We start from the raw sequence: 17,791 nt of genomic DNA, 5'->3' as shown, positions 1-17,791 counted from the left end.
TCTCTGGAGGTGAACGGCATGCGACGTGTGCTCATCGCCGTAGCGGCGCTGGCTCTCCCCCTCTCCCTCGCGGGAGCACCGGCTGTGGCTTCGGCGACCGACGTGGTCAAACCAGCCCGGGTCGTAGAGAAGTTGAATCGTCCAACAGCCCTCGTGGCCCAGGGGCCGGATGACATCTGCAACTTCACCGACAGCCGGCCGTCACTCAGTCGGGGATCGTCCGGGGCGGCGGTCCGGCAAGCCCAGTGCTACCTGAACCAGGCGATCGGCGCGGGCCTTGACGAGGACGGAGACTTCGGCCGACTCACCCAAGCCGCGACCAGGACCTTCCAGCAGTGTGCCGGCATCGTCGTGGACGGTCGCATCGGGGCGCAGACCTGGTCGTTCCTCTCCTTCTGGGCCAACGCGCCGGGCACTCCCTTCTGTTAGCGGGCCCCGCACTCGAACCACACGGTCTTCCCGCCCCCGGACCACAGCGACACGCCCCACTTGTCGGCCATCGCGTCGAGCAGGAGCAGCCCCCGGCCGCCCTCGGACTCCGTGTCCAAGGCGGCCGGTGTGCAGGGCAGTTCGTCGCTGCCGTCCGTGACCTCCACCCGTACGCCCGTGCGCTGCCGCAGCAACAGCAGGGCGCAGCGGCGGTCCGGGACGTGCCGTACGACGTTGGCGAGCAGCTCCGTCACGCCCAGCTCCACGGCGTCCGACAGTTCGGGCACCCCCCACTCGCCGAGGAACGAGCGGACGATACGGCGGATGTGCCGGGGGGCGTGTTCACCGACGGTGAGGCGCATCGCGTACTGGGCGGGAATGTATTCGTTCACGGGACGAGGCTGACGTGCGGTGACTACCCTCGGCTACGGAACGGATACAACCCGTCCCGTGGTGGACGGGGTTGCGTGAGAGGGGCTCTGCGTGACCAACATCAACGCCCTTGACCCGGGTGCGTCCCCGCTCGACTACTACGGCTACGAGTTGCGTAGGCACAGGGAGGCGGCCGGGCTGACGTTGAAGCAACTCGGGGGAATCCTCAACTACACCGGCTCGCTGGTGGGGCAGATCGAGACAGCCCGCAAGGTTCCGACGCCGGAGTTCAGTGAACGGGCGGATGCGGCCCTGGGCACGGACGGAATGTTCTCCCGGCTCGTCGAACTGGTGCTGCGGAGTCGGCTTCCGGCCTGGTTCCAGCAGGTGGCGGAGCTGGAGACGCGGGCAACGGAGATCTGCTCTTTCCAGACGCACATGGTTCTCGGCCTCCTCCAGACCCAGGGGTACGCCCAGGCGGTGCTCGGCGCGTTGGACCGGACGGACCTCGAAGACCGCACGGCAGTGAGCCTGGCTCGGCAGCGCGTGTTCGAGAAGGGGGAGCCGCCGGTCTTCTGGGCGGTCCTCAGTGAGGCCGCGCTGGGCCTGGAGATCGGCGGCCCGGAGGTCATGCGGGGGCAACTCGCCCACTTGTTGTCCTTCGAGAGCAACCCTCGGATCAACATCCAGGTGCTGCCGTTCTCAACGGGTGCGCACCCGGGGCTGCAAGGCTCGTTCGACGTCTACCGCTTTTCGACCGACCCCACCATCGTCTACACGGAGGGGTATGGCAGCGGGCATCCGACCGCGAACCCGGACACGGTCAGGGAGTGTTCGCTCCGTTACGATCACCTCCGGGCCGCCGCGCTTTCCCTCACCGACTCGGCGGAGCTCATCCGGCGCGTAATGGAGGATCGCTATGGAGATGCAGTGGCGTAAGTCGACGTACAGCGGCGACCAGGGCGGCCAGTGCCTCGAAGTCGCCGAAACCCCGCACACCACCGTCGCAATACGCGACAGCAAGAACCCGGCGGGACCGATGCTCACCCTCGATCCCGCCACGTTCACCACCTTCGTCAACTGGGCGTCTACAACCGCTGAATGATCGTGCCGGTGGCCAAACCGCCCCCCGCACACATCGTGATCAGCGCGAACTCCTTGTCCGCGCGCTCCAGTTCATGAAGTGCCGTCGTGATGAGCCGGGCCCCGGTCGCTCCCACCGGGTGCCCGAGCGCGATCGCGCCGCCGTTGACGTTCACCTTCGACAGATCCTGGTCGAAGACCCGCGCCCAGCTCAGCACCACGGACGCGAACGCCTCGTTGATCTCCACCAGGTCGATGTCCTTGAGGGACATACCGGCCTTGCCCAGCACCGCCTTGGTCGCGTCGATCGGGCCGTCGAGGTGGAAGTGAGGGTCGGACCCCACCAGCGCCTGGGCCACGATCCGGGCCCGGGGCCTCAGCTTCAGTGCCCGGGTCATCCGCTTCGACGCCCACATGACGGCTGCCGCCCCGTCGGAGATCTGCGACGAGTTGCCCGCCGTGTGCACCGCCGTGGGCATGATCGGCTTCAGCGCGGCCAGCGCTTCCGCTGTCGTGTCGCGCAGACCCTCGTCCTTGTCGACCAGGCGCCACATGCCCTGGCCGGCATGCTGCTCCTCCTCGGTCGTGGGGACCTGGACCGCGAACGTCTCTCGTTTGAAACGCTCCTCCGCCCAGGCGTGGGCGGCCCGTTCCTGTGAGGCGAGACCGAGCGCGTCGACGTCCTCGCGGGTCAGGCCCCGGTGCCGGGCGATCCGCTCGGCCGCCTCGAACTGGTTGGGCAGGTCCACGTTCCACTCGTCGGGGAACGGCTTGCCGGGCCCGTGCTTCGAGCCCGACCCCAGCGGCACCCGTGACATCGACTCGACGCCGCAGGAGATGCCGACGTCGATCACGCCCGCAGCGACCATGTTGGCCACCATGTGCGAGGCCTGCTGGGAGGACCCGCACTGCGCGTCGACGGTCGTCGCGGCCGTCTCGTAGGGGAGCCCCATCGTCAGCCAGGCCGTGCGCGCGGGGTTCATGGACTGCTCGCCGGCGTGGGTGACCGTACCGCCGACGATCTGCTCGACGCAGTCTGCGGGGATGCCGGTGCGGCCGAGGAGTTCGCGGTAGGTCTCGCCCAGGAGGTAGGCGGGGTGCAGATTGGCGAGCGCGCCGCCGCGCTTGCCGATGGGGGTGCGTACGGCTTCGACGATCACGGGTTCGGCAGCCATGGGTGCGGGTCCTCTCCGGGAGGCTCAGCGGAACTAGTACGCGTTCTAGTTCTGTCGCCAGTGTGCTGAGGGCCGCTCGGTGGCCGCAAGGGTCGTGCGGGCAATTGGCGGGCCCGTGCCTCTTGCTACTTGTAGAACCCGTTACTACCGTCACCGCAACTCCGCACAACTGATGGGCCGTCAGACCTCAGAGTCGGTACGAGTGGTGGGAGCCGCCCATGCCCTGTCCCGCGCTGCCCGACGGGTTCGACTTCACCGACCCCGACCTGCTGCATCATCGCGTGCCCCTGCCGGAGTTCGCCGAGCTGCGCCGGGCCGAACCGGTCTGCTGGGTGGCGCAGCCGGCCGGTCTCGCCGGCTTCCAGGACGAGGGCTACTGGGCGATCACCCGGCACGCCGACCTCAAGTACGTCTCCACGCACCCGGAGTTGTTCTCGTCGTCCCTCAACACGGCGATCATCCGCTTCAACGAGCACATCGAGCGCGATGCCATCGACGCACAGCGGCTGATCCTGCTGAACATGGACCCGCCGGAGCACACCCGGGTCCGGCAGATCGTGCAGCGCGGGTTCACGCCCCGGTCGATCCGGGCGCTGGAGGACCGGCTGCGGGCGCGGGCCCACTCCATCGTCGACTCCGCCCGCGCGCACACCGGGCCGTTCGACTTCGTCACCCAGGTCGCCTGTGAACTGCCCCTCCAGGCCATCGCCGAGCTGATGGGCGTGCCGCAGGAGGACCGGGACAAGATCTTCGACTGGTCCAACAAGATGATCGCGTACGACGATCCCGAGTACGCCATCACCGAGGAGGTCGGCGCCGAGTCGGCCACGGAGATCATCGCCTACGCGATGAACATGGCCGCCGACCGCAAGCAGTGCCCGGCCCACGACATCGTCACGCAGCTGGTCGCGGCGGAGGACGAGGGCAACCTCAGCTCCGACGAGTTCGGCTTCTTCGTGCTGATGCTGGCCGTCGCGGGCAACGAGACCACCCGCAACGCCATCACCCACGGCATGCACGCCTTCCTCACCCACCCCGAGCAGTGGGAGCTGTACAAGAGCGACCGCCCGGTGACGGCGGCGGAGGAGATCGTGCGCTGGGCGACGCCCGTCGCCGCCTTCCAGCGCACGGCCACCCAGGACACCGAACTCGGCGGCAAGCGCATCCGCGAGGGCGACCGGCTGGGGTTGTTCTACGCCTCCGCCAACCACGACCCCGAGGTCTTCGACGACCCGGACACCTTCGACGTCACCCGCGACCCCAACCCGCACCTCGGTTTCGGCGGCGGCGGTCCGCACTACTGCCTGGGCAAGTCCCTCGCCGTGCTGGAGATCAACCTCATCTTCAACGCGATCGCCGACGCCATGCCCGGACTGAAGCTGGTCGGGGATCCGCGCCGGCTGCGGTCGGCGTGGATCAACGGGGTGAAGGAGCTTCCGGTGAGCACGGCCTGAAGTGCCGGTCCGGACATGGCACAGGCGACGGCCCCGGGGATCAGGGGGCCGTCGCCTGGTCGTCCAGGGAAACAGGGCCCGCCCGTGCCGGCAAAGCCCTGTCTTACTAGGCCGGGCCGCAGGTCAGCGCTGCTCTGCTCCTCTGACCGTGGACTTGTTCCTACGACCCTGCTTCGTACGTGACGCGGGTCATGTGGGGGGCCTCACTGCCGGGACGCCTCGAACGTGACGGGCGTCTCGAAGGCCGCCCGGCGCGTGGCCCGGCGCAGCGCCCTGAGGACCGCCGGGCCGAGGGTGAGCGTCAGGACGACCGTGACGACCGCCCGGCCCAGGTCCCAGCCGAGCGACGTGGCGACGCAGTACGCGACGAAACGGGCCAGGTTCGCGGCGACCGGCGCGTGCGGGTCGAAGGCCACGTTCGAGGCGAGGGCGCTCATGAAGGGCCAGCCCGCCATGTTCATCACCGTGCCGTAGGCGAACGCGGCGAGGAAGCCGTAGCCGGCGAGCATCGCGAGTTCGGCCCGGCCGCGCAGCCGATCCGGGCCGGGCAGCAGGCCCGCGCCCATCGCGAACCAGCCCATCGCCAGCATCTGGAACGGCAGCCACGGGCCGACCCCGCCCGTGAGCAGCGCGGACGCGAACATGGTCACCGAGCCGAGGGTGAACCCGAAGCCCGGGCCGAGCACCCGGCCGCTCAGCACCATCAGGAAGAACATCGGCTCGATGCCCGCGGTACCGGCGCCGATCGGCCGCAGAGCCGCTCCCGTGGCGGCCAGCACGCCGAGCATCGCGACCGCCTTCGGGCCGAGCCCGGACTCCGAGATCGCCGCGGCCACGACCGCCACCAGCAGCACCAGCAGGCCCGCGAAGAGCCAGGGGGCGTCCTGTGCGTGCGCGCTGAGCTGCGAGGTGGGCGGGGCGAGGAAGGGCCAGGTGAAGCCGGCGACGCCCACCGCGCTGACCAGGGCCAGGGCGGTCAGGGAGCGGGGGCCGAGACGGACGGCCCGGGCCTGCCGCTGGGGGTGCGTGCGCGTGGTCTCCCGCAGACTCATCGGCCGGTCTCCTCCAGGGCCGCGCGGACCTGGGCCACCGTGAGCCAGTGCTGGGGCGCCAGGATCTTGGTGACCTGCGGCGCGAAGGACGGCGAGGAGACCACGACGTCCGCCGTCGGGCCGTCCGCGATCACCTCGCCCTCGGCCAGCAGCACCACCCGGTGGGCGATCTCGGCCGCGAGTTCCACGTCGTGCGTGGCCAGGACGATGGCGTGCCCCTCAGCAGCCAGCGCGCGCAGCACGGTGACCAGCCGGGCCTTCGCCGCGTAGTCCAGGCCCCGCGTCGGCTCGTCCAGCAGGAGCAGCGGGGGCCGGGCGGTCAGCACGACGGCCAGGGCGAGCGCGAGCCGCTGCCCCTCCGAGAGGTCCCGGGGGTGGGCGTCGTCGGTGACGCCGGGCAGCAGCTCGGAGACCAGGGCCCGGCAGGTGCCGGGTTCCGCGCCCGCGTCCCGGTCGGCCGCCGTGCACTCGGCGGCGACGGTGTCGGCGCAGAGCAGGTCGCGAGGTTCCTGGGGGACGAGGCCGACCTTGCGGACGAGGTCCTTCGGGGCGGTGCGGTGGGGTGTGGCTTCGCCGACGCGGACGGTTCCGGAGCTGGGCTTGACGAGGCCTACGAGTGAGTTGAGCAGGGTGGATTTTCCGGCGCCGTTGCGGCCCATGAGGGCGATGGTCTCGCCGGGGGTGATGGTGAGGTCGATGTGACTCAAGGCTTGGATGCGGCCTCGGAGTACGGAGAGGGCTCGTACTTCGCCCATAGGGGTGGGTTGTGCGGACCGCTTGCGGGTGCGGGTTGTCTGTGGCTTGTCGCGCAGTTCCCCGCGCCCCTGAGGTTCGATGCCCTCGCGCACATCAAGTCGTGCGCGCAGATCCGCCGCCCTGCGGCGGGCGTCGCGGACTGTCAGGGGCAGCGGGGTCCAGCCCGCCAGGCGGCCCAGGGCCACCACCGGTGGGTAGACCGGGGACACGGCCATCACCTCGGCCGGGTCGCCCAGGACCGGAGGTGCGCCCGGGGCGGGCAGGAGGACGACCTGGTCGGCGTACTGGATGACGCGTTCCAGGCGGTGTTCGGCCATGAGGACCGTCGTGCCGAGGTCGTGGACGAGCCGCTGGAGGACGGCCAGTACCTCCTCGGCGGCTGCCGGGTCGAGCGCGGAGGTCGGCTCGTCCAGGACGAGGACGCTCGGGTGCGGGGTGAGGACCGAGCCGATCGCGACGCGCTGCTGCTGGCCGCCGGAGAGCGTGGCGATCGGCCGGTCGCGCAGGTCGGCGAGGCCGAGCAGGTCGAGCGTCTCCTCGACGCGGCGGCGCATCACGTCCGGGGCGAGGCCCAGCGACTCCATGCCGTAGGCCAGTTCGTCCTCGACGGTGTCGGTGACGAAATGGGAGAGCGGGTCCTGGCCGACCGTGCCCACGACGTCGGCCAGTTCGCGCGGCTTGTGGGTGCGGGTGTCGCGGCCGGCGACCGTGACCCTGCCCCGCAGGGTGCCGCCGGTGAAGTGCGGGACGAGTCCGCTGACCGCGCCCAGAACGGTGGACTTGCCGACACCGGACGGACCGGCCAGCAGGACGAGTTCGCCTTCCGGGACCTCGAAGTCGACGCCCTGCACGGTGGGTTCGGCGGCCCCGTCGTAGATCACGGAGACGTCCTCGAAGCGGATCACGACGGCTCCTTGGGATCGGGGGCGACGAACGCGGGCAGCAGACCGAGGAGTACGGCCGCGGCCGGCCAGAGGGGGAGGGTGGGCGCGACCAGGGGGACCACGCCCGGGTGCAGGGCCGCGGGGTCGCGGGCCGCGGCGAGGGCGAGCAGGGCCGCCACCGCGACGCCGGAGGCCGTGACCAGCCAGGCGCGCACGTCCCAGCGGTCCGGGCGGTAGCGGGTGCGGACCGAGCGGCGTCCGCCCAGTCTGAGACCCGCGAGGGCGGCGGTCAGACCCGCGAGGAGCAGGGGGAAGCCGTAGCCGGCGCCTTCGGCCGTGAGGAGGCCGTACGTCCCCGCGCAGACGCCGAGCAGACCGCCGAGGGTGAGGGCGGCGGTGGTACGGCGTACGGCGGGCGGGACCTGGGCGGTACGGCCGTAGCCGCGGGCGTCCATCGCGGCGGCGAGGGAGACCGAGCGCTCCAGCGCGCCCTCCAGGACCGGGAGGCCCACCTGCAGCAGGCCCCTGAGGCCCTTGTCCGGGCGCCCGCGCAGGCGGCGGGCGGCGCGCAGGCGCTGGACGTCGGCGATGAGGTTCGGGGCGAAGGTGAGGGCCACGACGACCGCGACGCCCATCTCGTACAGGGCGCCCGGCAGGGACTTGAGCAGGCGGGAGGGACTGGCGAGGGCGTTCGCGGCGCCGACGCAGATGAGGAGGGTGGCCAGCCTCAGGCCGTCGTACAGCGCGAAGGTGAGGGCTTCCGCGGTCACCTCGCCGCCGAGGCGGATGCCCTGGGCCCAGGCGGGGAGGGGGAGTTCGGGGAGGGTGAGGAGGGTGTGGGTGCCCGGGATGGGGGAACCGAGGACCGTCGCGAAGACGAGGCGGATGAGGATCACCGCGAGGGCGAGCTTGACGAAGGCGCCGTAGGAGCGGGACCAAGGCGTGTCGGGGCGGCGGGTCGCCACGACGTAGGCGGAGACGGAGATGAGGAGCGCGAGGAGCAGGGGGTTGGTGGTGCGGGTGGCGGCGGTGCCGAGCGCCAGCGCCCAGAGCCACCAGGCGCCGGGGTGCAACAGAGCCCGGCCTCGATGCCGAGAACTGCTATCCACGCCGCCGTACCTGCCAGATCGCCGCGCCGCCCAGGACCACCACAACGGCGATACCGCCGATCAGGCCCAGGGACGGCCCTTCGTCCGACGGGGAGCTCTGCTCCGCTGCCGGCTTCTGCTTCTGCCGCTTCTGGGAAACCTGTTCGCCGCAGCCCTTCTCCGGATAGCCCGAGATCGCGCACAGCAGGGCGTTGGTGTCGTAGCGCAGCGGCTTGGCCACCGCCGCCAGGGCCTCGGCCGTGGTCGCGTCGGGGGAGACCCGGGCGCAGGCCGTGCGGGCGGCGGGCGGGGTTTCGCCGTCGGGGGCGTCCGACGGTGTGCCGGAGTCGATGACCAGGGCCACCCGCTTCCTGCCGTCCTGCGCGGGCGTCTTCGCGCAGATCGTCGCGAAGTCGGCCTTGCCGCGCGGCCGGGCCGCGTTCGCGGAGTCCTCGCTCACCGCGAAGCGGAAGCCCTGGACGTCGCCGTCCGAGGGGCGGGCCAGGGACGGGCCCTGGGTGGCGTAGACCCAGTGGCCGGCGTCGCGCTCCCAGAACGACCAGTACCGGTAACCGGCGGCCTGGGCCTGGCCCGCCCCCGCGCACAGCAGGAGCGAGGCCAGGAGGAGGAGAACGGCCCGGCGGATCACGGCTGCTGCTGCTTCTTGCGGCCGGTGAACAGGAACCCGATGCCGACGCCGGCGACCAGGCAGACGCCGACGTACCACCAGACTCCGAAGAAGTCCGAGCCGGAGTCCTCCTTCTCGTCCGAGGCCTTGGTCCCGGTCTTCCCGGCGGTCTGCGGGGCCGGGCCGGTCGCGTTGAGCTGCTTGACGAGGTCCGCGCCGCCGAAGTCGCGCGGGTTCGTGCCCGTCGCGCGGGCGGCGAAGATCAGCTGGGCGTAGGCGGCCGGACCGCTCTGCGCGGCCCAGGAAGCGGAATTCTTCTGCAGCCACCGCACGGACTTCTCCGCCTGCGCGGTGTCGCCCCGCGCGGCGAGCGCGACGACCGCGTCGGCGGTGTTGCCGTAGTCGGGCTGGGGCTCGGCACCGGCCAGGGCGGACATCAGGTGGTTGTCGTCCTTGGCCAGGGCGGCAGTGAGGTAGCTCGCGCCGTTCGCCGCCGCCTGCTCGGGCGTTTCGGCCTTCTCGCAGGCCGCGTCGGACTTCTTGCCGGGCTTGACGACCATGCCCTGGCCCAGTGCGCCGAGCACACCGGCCGCCGTGGCGTCGGCGTTGGCGGCGAGCTCGCCCTTCTTGTCGGGCTGGAACGCGAAGGCGCCGTCGCCGTCCCCGCCGCAGGGCAGGGCGAGCTTCAGCAGGGCGTCGTAGGGCGACTTGCCGTCCTTCTCGACCCGGTCCGGCTTCTCGCCCGCGGCGGCGAGCGCGCCGATGACGATCGACGTCGAGTTGGTGTCGCTGGCACCGCCCGGCGAGTAGCCCCAGCCGCCGTCCTCGTTCTGGACGGACTTCAGCCAGTCGACGGCCTTGCCGGTGACGTCGTCGTGCCCGCCGAGCGCGGTGAGGGCCTGCACGGCGGCGGACGTGGCGTTGGTGTCCAGCATCGTCTTGGCGTCGCACTTGGCGGCGGGGTCGGGGCGGTACGAGGCGAAGGAGCCGTCCGCGCACTGCTGGCGCACCAGCCACTGCACGGACTTCGCCGCCGGCTTCACCCCCACCGTGTCCTGCGCGAGCAGCGCGAGCGACTGCCGCCAGACACCGTCGAACTTCGGGTCCGTATCGCCGTACAGGGCGGAGGGGAACGCCTGGGACGGCGAGGGGGACGGGGCGGCGGCGGCCGGGGTGGCGGCGCCGATCACGGCGACGGCGGCCAGGACCGCGGCGCTGCGGCGGACGTTCATGATCGGCGGGTGCCTCTCCCTGTGGGGGAGCCGGACAGCACGGGGCACCCCCGGGCGGCTCGGCTCCGTATACCTCGACGGTGCCGTGCACCGGCGGGCTGCCGGGCACGTGAGCCGGTCACGAACCGTACGAAGCGATCCGGCTCACCGCCGCGGGCGACGGTTCACGGTTGCGGGTCAGCGCCGGAATTGCACCGGCTTCCCCCCGTACGGTGTGATGACGACCCGCTCACTGTACCCGCCCGTAGGAATCGGGCCGAGGGGGCCGGGGTGGCGGGGTAATTTCCCCCCACCGACCCTGCCGCCCGCGTTCTCCACCTCGACCTGCACCCCGAGAACGTGATCCTCACCCCCGGCGGCCCCCGCGTCATCGACTGGTCCGACGCATCGGAGGGCGCCCCGGGGCTGGACTGGGCGGTGACCGCGGTCATCCTCGCCCAGGCCGCCGTCGCCGGTGACTCCCTCTCCGCACTCGCCGACACCATGCTCACCGCCCTCCTCGGCGGCCCGTCCCCGCTCACCCGCACCGCCCTGACCGAGGCCCTGCGCCGCCGGGGCGCCAATCCGACGATGAGTCGGGCCGAAGTCGAACTCCTGCGTGCTGCCGAGGAGTTGATCCTCTCCAGGGCGTGGAACGGCTAACGTGGGGCTCCCCGACCCCACACGCAGGAGCGTCCATGACCGACCAGGTGGAGAACTCCGAGCAGGAGCCGTTCCCCAAGATCGACACCTCGGTGCCGCACTCGGCCCGGATCTGGAACTACTGGCTGGGCGGGAAGGACAACTACGAAGTCGACCGGGTGGCCGGTGACGCGTTCCGCGAGATCTTCCCCGGGATCGAGACCGGCGCCCGCGCCGCCCGCTACTTCCTCGCCCGCGCCGTGCGCCACCTGGCCGCCGAAGAGGGCATCCGCCAGTTCCTGGACATCGGCACCGGCCTGCCCAACGTGGACAACACCCACCAGATCGCCCAGCGGGTGGCCCCGGAGAGCCGGATCGTCTACGTCGACAACGACCCCCTGGTCCTGGCCCACGCCCGCGCGCTGCTCACCAGCACCCCGGAAGGCGTCACCAACTACGTGGACGCCGACCTGCGCGAGCCGGAGACGATCGTCCGCGAGGCCGGGAAGACGCTCGACTTCGACCGGCCCGTCGCCCTCATGCTGATGGGCATCCTGGGCCACGTCGAGGACCACGACGAGGCCCGCTCGATCGTGCGACAGCTGGTGGACGCCCTGCCCCCCGGCAGCTTCCTGGTGCAGTACGACTCCACCGACACCAGCGAGGACTACGTCCGCGCCATCCAGCAGTACAACGACGGCGGTTCGATCCCGTACATCCTGCGCAGCCCCGAGCAGATCGCGCGCTACTTCGACGGTCTGGAGCTGCTCGAACCGGGCGTGGCGTCCTGCTCGCGCTGGCGGCCCGACGCGGCGGCCCTGGGCCTGCCGGCGGAGGTGCACCAGTACGGCGGCGTCGCCCTCAAGCGCTGAGTCGTCAGGTCTCCTGAAGGATGCGGTGCAGGATGGTCGGAGTCTCGTCCGGCGACTCGGCTTCGACCACCAGCCGGTTCATGGCGTCCCAGTAGCACTCGATGTCGGCCGGCCGGTCGGGGTAGAGGGCGGTGGTGAGCTGCTCCAGGTAGACCACGTCGGGCAACTGCCCGCCGGGCAGCCGCAGAATGGTGACCGGACCGCCCTCCGCGGCGTGAGCTCCGGCGAGGAACGGCAGGATCTGCACCGTGACGTGCGGGAGCCGGCAGATCTCGATGAGATGCCTGAGCTGGTCCCGCATCACGCGGATACCGCCCACCGGCCGGCGCAGCGCCGCCTCGTCGATCACGGCCCACAGCTGGGTCGCCGGCTGCCGGTGCAGGATCCGCTGGCGGGCCATCCGCAACGCGACCCGGCGGTCGATCTCCGCCGCACCGGCGTCCGGGTGCGTGAGCTGGACGGCGGCCCGGGCGTAGTCGGCGGTCTGCAGCAGGTCGGGGACGCGCTGAACCTGGAAGCAGCGGATGAGGCTCGCCGCCTGCTCGGCCCCGAGGTAGGTCTGCATCCAGGCAGGCACCACATCGCTGTAGTACCGCCACCAGGCAGGGGTGTTGGCCTGCTCGGCCAGCGCCAGCAGGGTGGCGCGCTCGGCCTTGTCCGTGACGCCGTAGAGGGTCAGCAGATCGGCGACGTCACGCAGTTTGAAGCCGTGGCGGCCGGCCTCCATCCGGCTGATCTTGGAGGAGGAGGCGCGGATGACGTGCCCCGCGTCCGCCCGGCCGATGCCCCGCTCCTCCCGCAGCCCGCGCAGCCGGGCGCCGAGGGCCAGACGCGGCACCATGGGCCCGGCACACCCGCCGTCCAGGGCCCCGCTGCCGGTCGTCGTGCGTGCGGCCTCTTCGGTGCCCATGGGCATCTCTCCCGGTGCGAGCGTTGCGTCCGACCATCCTAGGGGGCGCTGCGCAACGTCAAGAGCCTTATGACGCAGGCACGTTCGGGCGCGGGGTGGGTCCGCCGAAGGGAAGGTGGAGGGTCCGTTCGGCGAGCAGCCAGGTCCCGTCGGCCCGGCGGAACGTGTCCTCGTAGTGCCCGATCTGGACCGGCGGCCCGGCCGGGACGACACCGCCCTCGTAGCCGTCGACGCGGTACGTCGTGAAGTAGGAGATCGCCCCGGCCGTGTCCGGCGAGGTCACGGTGACCAGCACGTTGGACATCATGCGGCGGGAGAGCCGGTCGGCCGGGCGGGAGCCGAAGTACGTGCGCAGGGCGTCCCGGCCCCTGACCAGCCGCCCGTCCTGCGGCCACTGCCAGACGCCGTCCTCGGTGAACAGCCCGGCGACGGACGAGGGTTCGCCGAGGTCGAGCCGGTGGACGAAGTCGAGGATCAGGCGCTCGCAGGCGCGTTCGGCGAGGAGGCGTTCCATGGGGTCCATGGGAGTTTCGTAGCAGCCCGGCGGGCCGCCCGGCGACGCGTTTTCACCTCACGTCGCACCGTGCCCGCGCCGCCCTCACACCGCCGCGTACGTCACCGGGTCGCTTCCCGGCACCGCCTCCGCCCGCCCCAGCTTCACCAGCCGCCGCAGATGCGCCTCGGCCTCCGAGACGGCGATGGTGCGGGAGCCGTACGGGATCTGCTCCCAGGGGCGGTTCCACTCCATGCGCTCGGCGAGCTGCCAGGGGGTGAGGGGCTCGGCGAGCAGGGCCAGCAGGGCGGTCAGGCGGGACTCGTGGTGGGTGAGCAACTCGCCGACGCGGGCGGCGGCGTCGGAGAACGGGTGCTGGTGGGCCGGGAGGACCTCGGCGGGGGCCAGCCGGCCGACGCGTTCCAGGGAGTCGAGGTAGTCGCCCAGGGGGTCGGTGACGGTGGTGTCCTCGGGATCCTCGTAGAGGCCGATGTGCGGGGTGATCTCGGGCAGCAGGTGGTCACCGGAGAACAGGCGTCCCCGGCCCGGGAGCCGCGCCGGGTGGGTCTCCTCCAGGTGGAGGCAGACGTGGCCCGGGGTGTGCCCCGGGGTCCAGATCGCGCGCAGCCGGCGGCCGGGCAGTGCCAGGAGCTCGCCGGGGACGATGTCGCGGTCGGGCAGGGCGGGGGAGAGACCGGGCAGGGTGCGGGTCCGCGCCCGGCGCAGGGGCGCGATGTGCTCCTCGGGCGCACCGGCCGAGGCGAGCTTGGCCGCCATGTACGAGAACCAGCGCCCGGGACGGGCCTCCCGGGTCCGCCGTACGACGGCGGTGTCGGCCGCGTGCATCGCGATCCACGCGCCCGACGCCTCCCGGACCCGGCCCGACAGGCCGTGGTGGTCCGGGTGGTGGTGGGTGATGACCACCCCGTGGAGGTCGGCGACCGAGGTGCCGCATGCCGTGAGGCCCTGCGTGAGGGTGTCCCAGGATTCCGGGTCGTCCCAGCCGGTGTCGATCAGCACCGGGCCGCGGTCGGTGTCGACGACGTACACCAGCGTGTGGCCGAGCGGGTTGTCCGGGATGGGGACCCGGAGGGACCGGACGCCTCCGCCGTGGTCGGTCACCTGTGTCATGGGCTCCCCTGTCGCCGGCTTCCCGTCACTATAACTAGAACTGATGAAACGTCAGATTGGCCAGGGGGAGGCTCTGTGAGGATCGTCCTGCCAGCCGTGGAGCGGTGTCGTCGGTCCCCCTTGGATGTCCGGAGACGGCCCGGCCCTGGGCCGTCGTGATGTCTCGGCCAGAGTCGCTGGCGCGTTGCCCAGGGCGGGCCCCGCCGATCGGAGGAGCGGCACCCACCCGATCGATCCACGTCCGTGCGACCCGCCGCCCGGGCTCCCCGTACCACCCGAGGGCGGCGGAGATGCTGACCGCCCGAGGAACAAGCAGGGCGAACAGCCATCGGAGGCGACCATGCAGCAGATGACCCCCGTCAACCACAAGGTCAAGCACAGATCGACCATTCCGGCGAACGCCGGTATTGAGATCGAGCTCTTCGTGCGGGAATACAAGGCCGCCGAATCCGACGGCACCCCCAAGCCGGTCCTCATGCTCCACGGCAGGAGCGTTCCGGCCCTCCCCGGCTTCGACCTCGTGCTCCCCCCGCACGGCAGCTCCCCGCACCCGGACACCAGCTTCAGCTGGGCGCAGGCCTTGGCCGACAGGGGCTACAACGTCTACATCATGGACCTCCAGGGATCCGGGCTCTCCCCCCGCCCGGAAATGCACGACCCGTGCAACGCCAACCCGGCCCAGCGGGGCCTCCTGAAGACCAATCCCGGTACGGGGGAATGCGACTCGGTAGCGAACTACGCGTACCAGTTGGGGAACTCCATGAGCGAATGGGGCGAGCTGGGCACCGTCGTCAAGTTCATCAGGCAGCGGTGCGCCAACGAGAAGGTCGCCTTCGTCGGCTGGTCCGCGGCCGCGTTCGTCATGGGCCCGTACGCGCTGCAGAATCCCGGGGACGTGGCGAGCATGTTCCTTCTCGCGCCCATGTTCCCCCCGAACGGCCGATGGTCGACGAACACCTCCGACCCCTTCGCTCCGCCGCCCGGAACGCCCCTGCCCACGCAGCCCGAGTCCCAGCCGGCCGCGGTCTTCGGCTTCCCGATGAACCTGACCAGCAAGGCGGGGTTCCAAGCCGGCATCAGTGACAAGGAACTGGCCGAGCACGTGTGGCAGGCCGTCATGGACTGCGACAGCATCGGCCAGAAGTGGGGCGGCTCCACCCCTGGGGCACCCGAGGGCATCATGCGGTGGCGCAACTCCTACTGGTGGGGCTGGAACACGAGGACCGTGCCGCACGGCTCCACGCTCGGCAAAGCAGTGCCGGTGTGCATCGTCTACGGAGACCAGGACAGAACGGCCAACACCCCGGAGGAGATGGGCCCGGTGCTGCACTTCTCCGTTCCGAAGCTCTACAAGGCGATCCCCGGCACAGGCAAGCTGATGATCCGTGTCGAGGGCTGGGACCACAACCCGGTCTGGGAACGTAAGCCCAACCAGACCCTGCAGCACATGTCCTTGAAGTGGCTCCAAGGCAAGAAGGTGTACGGCGTCGAGAGCGGAAGCTGGGTCATGGACCCGGACGGCGTGCTGTCGGAGGTGGAGTAAAGCCCCGGCCCCCTGGTGATATGTGGACGAGCCGGGGCCGGTCGGCACCAGGCCCCGGCGTAAGCACGGCCGCGACTCTGCGCAAGGCGTGAGCAGCGTGCTCAGCAGCGGCGGGTACCGGGCTTGCCGGCTGGTCAGCCGCCGACCCGTTCGGTGAGCGTCACCGCCGGACAGTGCAGGTTGAGGCACTTGAACCGGCGCACAACGAGTTCGATGACCGCCGGGGCTCCGCCGACGGACGCCTCGAGCGGAGCAACCTCAACGTGCGGGAGTGGAAGCCCGCCCTCGTGGCGGCCGACGTCCTCCCTGAGTCCAACGGGCCGCCGAGTCCAGGGAGGACGGCATGCGCGAGCTCGGGCCCTTCACGCCTCCGAGCTCCTGGACGCGGGGCAACTACGGCCCCAGACAGCCCAGGCGGTATGACCGCACACCCACCGGCGGGATAACCGCTGGTGGGTGCCGCTTTGGCCCAGGCCCAGGCTTGGTTTAACTAGAACGGGTTCCCATGGGAAGCTCCCCGTGCTGTGCGGTCCGTGGACTCCTTCGGGCGGGGCTGGTATCAGTGGGCATATCTGATGGACCGTCAGAGCATGCTCCCGGGGAGGCAGTCGGCCATGACCGAGCTCGTGGAACACGGACAGCTGTTCATCGGCGGGGAGTTGACCGACCCCCTGGGCCAGGACGTCATCGAGGTGATCTCGCCGCACACCGAGGAGGTCATCGGACGCGTCCCGCACGCCTCGACGGCGGATGTGGACCGGGCCGTGGCGGCGGCGCGGCGGGCGTTCGACGAGGGGCCCTGGCCGCGCATGAGCCTCGACGAGCGGATCGAGGTGGTGGGCCGGATCAAGGACGCCATCACCGTCCGGCACGACGAGATCGCCCGCCTGATCTCCGCCCAGAACGGCTCGCCGTACTCCTGGAGCATCCTCGCCCAGGCGCTCGGCGCGGTGATGGTCTGGGACTCGGCGATCACCGTCGCCCGGAACTTCACCCACGAGGAGCGGCGCGACGGCGTACTGGGCAGGATCCTCGTACGGCGCGAGCCCGTCGGGGTCGTGGCCGCCGTGGTCCCCTGGAACGTCCCGCAGTTCGTCGCCGCCGCCAAGCTCGCCCCCGCGCTGCTCACCGGCTGCACGGTCGTGCTCAAGCCCTCGCCCGAGTCGCCGCTCGACGCCTATCTGCTCGGCGAGATCGCCCGCGAGGCCGGGCTGCCGGAGGGTGTGCTGTCGATCCTGCCCGCCGACCGGGACGTCAGCGAGTACCTGGTCGGGCACCCCGGCATCGACAAGGTCTCCTTCACCGGGTCGGTCGCGGCCGGCAAGCGCGTGATGGAGGTGGCCGCCCGCAACCTCACCCGTGTGACGCTCGAACTCGGCGGCAAGTCCGCGGCCGTCGTCCTGCCGGACGCGGACGTGGAGACGGCCGTGGCGGGCATCGCCCCCGCGGCCTGGATGAACAACGGCCAGGCCTGCGTCGCCCAGACCCGCATCCTCCTGCCGCGCTCCCGCTACGACGAGTTCGCCGACGCCCTCGCCGCCGCGGCGGGAGCCCTGACGGTCGGCGACCCGCTGGACCCCGCCACCCAGGTGGGCCCGCTGGTGGCCCGGCGGCAGCAGCAGCGCAACCTCGACTACATCCGCATCGGGCAGGAGGAGGGCGCCAAGATCCTCACCGGCGGCGGACGCCCGGCCGGCCTCGACCGCGGCTGGTACGTCGAGCCGACCCTCTTCGGCGACGTCGACAACTCCATGCGCATCGCCCGCGAGGAGATCTTCGGCCCGGTGATCTGCCTGCTGCCCTACGACGACGAGTCCGACGCCGTGAAGATCGCCAACGACTCCGACTACGGGCTGAGCGGCAGCGTCTGGACCGCGGACGTCGAACACGGCATCGACATCGCCCGCCAGGTCCGTACGGGCACGTACTCCGTCAATACCTTCAGCCTGGACATGCTGGGCCCCTTCGGCGGCTACAAGAACTCGGGCCTGGGGCGGGAGTTCGGGCCCGAGGGGTACGGCGAGTACCTGGAGCACAAGATGATCCACCTCCCGGCGCAGGCGTAGCG

General features: G+C 71.3%; 17 protein-coding genes, 1 pseudogene and 1 riboswitch. Of the genes and pseudogenes, 8 read left to right on the top strand and 10 right to left on the bottom strand.

From position 1 onward, the window contains the following. Positions 1-18 precede the first annotated feature (18 nt). Entirely contained in the window at positions 19-429 is a 411-nt protein-coding gene (locus AB0G20_RS01010) for a peptidoglycan-binding domain-containing protein (RefSeq protein WP_361293831.1), read from the top strand. Here the strand turns inward: AB0G20_RS01010 and AB0G20_RS01005 are convergent. Further along, the gene (locus AB0G20_RS01005) at positions 426-821 is read right to left on the bottom strand and encodes an ATP-binding protein (RefSeq protein ID WP_361293828.1); all 396 of its coding nucleotides are present in this window, start codon (positions 819-821) and stop codon (positions 426-428) included. The two genes, AB0G20_RS01010 and AB0G20_RS01005, sit on opposite strands and share 4 nt — an antisense overlap. Before the next feature lie 91 nt (positions 822-912). Between AB0G20_RS01005 and AB0G20_RS01000 the strand changes: the two genes are divergently transcribed. Then, positions 913-1,740, top strand: coding sequence for a helix-turn-helix transcriptional regulator (locus AB0G20_RS01000; RefSeq protein WP_361293825.1), 828 nt, complete (start codon positions 913-915; stop codon positions 1,738-1,740). Continuing rightward, a complete protein-coding gene (locus tag AB0G20_RS00995; RefSeq protein ID WP_361293822.1) occupies positions 1,721-1,906 on the top strand; it encodes a DUF397 domain-containing protein in 186 nt (61 codons plus the stop codon). Before AB0G20_RS01000 ends, AB0G20_RS00995 begins: the two co-directional genes overlap by 20 nt. On the opposite strand, the gene AB0G20_RS00990 is transcribed toward AB0G20_RS00995, so the two are convergent. Next, a complete protein-coding gene (locus AB0G20_RS00990; protein WP_361293819.1) occupies positions 1,890-3,059 on the bottom strand; it encodes a steroid 3-ketoacyl-CoA thiolase in 1,170 nt (389 codons plus the stop codon). The genes AB0G20_RS00995 and AB0G20_RS00990 overlap by 17 nt on opposite strands. Before the next feature lie 218 nt (positions 3,060-3,277). Between AB0G20_RS00990 and AB0G20_RS00985 the strand changes: the two genes are divergently transcribed. After that, a complete protein-coding gene (locus AB0G20_RS00985; protein WP_361293816.1) occupies positions 3,278-4,513 on the top strand; it encodes a cytochrome P450 in 1,236 nt (411 codons plus the stop codon). A 203-nt stretch (positions 4,514-4,716) separates the two neighbouring features. On the opposite strand, the gene AB0G20_RS00980 is transcribed toward AB0G20_RS00985, so the two are convergent. Genes AB0G20_RS00980 through AB0G20_RS00960 form a run of 5 tightly spaced genes read right to left on the bottom strand, consistent with a single transcriptional unit; the run spans position 4,717 to position 10,153 of the window. Beyond that, positions 4,717-5,565, bottom strand: coding sequence for an ECF transporter S component (locus AB0G20_RS00980; RefSeq protein WP_361293813.1), 849 nt, complete (start codon positions 5,563-5,565; stop codon positions 4,717-4,719). Beyond that, positions 5,562-7,226: an ATP-binding cassette domain-containing protein gene (locus AB0G20_RS00975; RefSeq protein WP_361293810.1), complete on the bottom strand. Its 1,665-nt coding sequence runs from the start codon at positions 7,224-7,226 to the stop codon at positions 5,562-5,564. Before AB0G20_RS00975 ends, AB0G20_RS00980 begins: the two co-directional genes overlap by 4 nt. After that, positions 7,223-8,314, bottom strand: coding sequence for an energy-coupling factor transporter transmembrane component T (locus AB0G20_RS00970; RefSeq protein WP_361293807.1), 1,092 nt, complete (start codon positions 8,312-8,314; stop codon positions 7,223-7,225). Before AB0G20_RS00970 ends, AB0G20_RS00975 begins: the two co-directional genes overlap by 4 nt. Continuing rightward, a complete protein-coding gene (locus tag AB0G20_RS00965) occupies positions 8,307-8,942 on the bottom strand; it encodes an SCO2322 family protein (RefSeq protein ID WP_361293804.1) in 636 nt (211 codons plus the stop codon). Before AB0G20_RS00965 ends, AB0G20_RS00970 begins: the two co-directional genes overlap by 8 nt. Then, positions 8,939-10,153 (bottom strand): prenyltransferase/squalene oxidase repeat-containing protein, encoded by a 1,215-nt coding sequence (locus AB0G20_RS00960; RefSeq protein WP_361293801.1) that lies wholly within the window; start codon positions 10,151-10,153, stop codon positions 8,939-8,941. The genes AB0G20_RS00965 and AB0G20_RS00960 overlap by 4 nt, the downstream gene beginning before the upstream one ends. Before the next feature lie 136 nt (positions 10,154-10,289). After that, positions 10,290-10,357: riboswitch (cobalamin riboswitch) on the bottom strand. Between the two features lie 90 nt (positions 10,358-10,447). Between AB0G20_RS00960 and AB0G20_RS00955 the strand changes: the two are divergent. Together AB0G20_RS00955 and AB0G20_RS00950 are read left to right on the top strand one after the other, a co-directional pair. Beyond that, a pseudogene (locus AB0G20_RS00955) lies at positions 10,448-10,795 on the top strand (phosphotransferase); the annotation flags it as partial. Positions 10,796-10,830: 35 nt separating this feature from the next. Continuing rightward, on the top strand, positions 10,831-11,646 hold the full coding sequence (locus AB0G20_RS00950; RefSeq protein WP_361293798.1) for an SAM-dependent methyltransferase: 816 nt from the start codon (positions 10,831-10,833) through the stop codon (positions 11,644-11,646). A gap of 4 nt (positions 11,647-11,650) precedes the next feature. Here the strand turns inward: AB0G20_RS00950 and AB0G20_RS00945 are convergent, their stop codons facing one another. From AB0G20_RS00945 to AB0G20_RS00935, 3 genes are all read right to left on the bottom strand, one after another. Further along, positions 11,651-12,556, bottom strand: a complete 906-nt coding sequence (locus AB0G20_RS00945; protein WP_361293795.1) for a helix-turn-helix transcriptional regulator — start codon at positions 12,554-12,556, stop codon at positions 11,651-11,653. A gap of 67 nt (positions 12,557-12,623) precedes the next feature. Next, positions 12,624-13,079 (bottom strand): nuclear transport factor 2 family protein, encoded by a 456-nt coding sequence (locus tag AB0G20_RS00940; RefSeq protein ID WP_361293792.1) that lies wholly within the window; start codon positions 13,077-13,079, stop codon positions 12,624-12,626. A gap of 75 nt (positions 13,080-13,154) precedes the next feature. Beyond that, the gene (locus AB0G20_RS00935) at positions 13,155-14,180 is read right to left on the bottom strand and encodes an MBL fold metallo-hydrolase (RefSeq protein WP_361293789.1); all 1,026 of its coding nucleotides are present in this window, start codon (positions 14,178-14,180) and stop codon (positions 13,155-13,157) included. A 340-nt stretch (positions 14,181-14,520) separates the two neighbouring features. On the opposite strand from AB0G20_RS00935, the gene AB0G20_RS00930 reads away from it, so the two are divergent. Both AB0G20_RS00930 and AB0G20_RS00925 read left to right on the top strand, forming a co-directional pair. Beyond that, the gene (locus AB0G20_RS00930) at positions 14,521-15,723 is read left to right on the top strand and encodes an alpha/beta fold hydrolase (protein WP_361293786.1); all 1,203 of its coding nucleotides are present in this window, start codon (positions 14,521-14,523) and stop codon (positions 15,721-15,723) included. A gap of 614 nt (positions 15,724-16,337) precedes the next feature. Beyond that, the gene (locus AB0G20_RS00925; protein WP_361293783.1) at positions 16,338-17,789 is read left to right on the top strand and encodes an aldehyde dehydrogenase; all 1,452 of its coding nucleotides are present in this window, start codon (positions 16,338-16,340) and stop codon (positions 17,787-17,789) included. Positions 17,790-17,791 lie beyond the last annotated feature (2 nt).

This window comes from Streptomyces sp. NPDC024017 (genome assembly GCF_040638895.1).
GTDB lineage: Bacteria > Actinomycetota > Actinomycetes > Streptomycetales > Streptomycetaceae > Streptomyces.
This window is presented reverse-complemented; position numbering and strand designations above follow the sequence as displayed.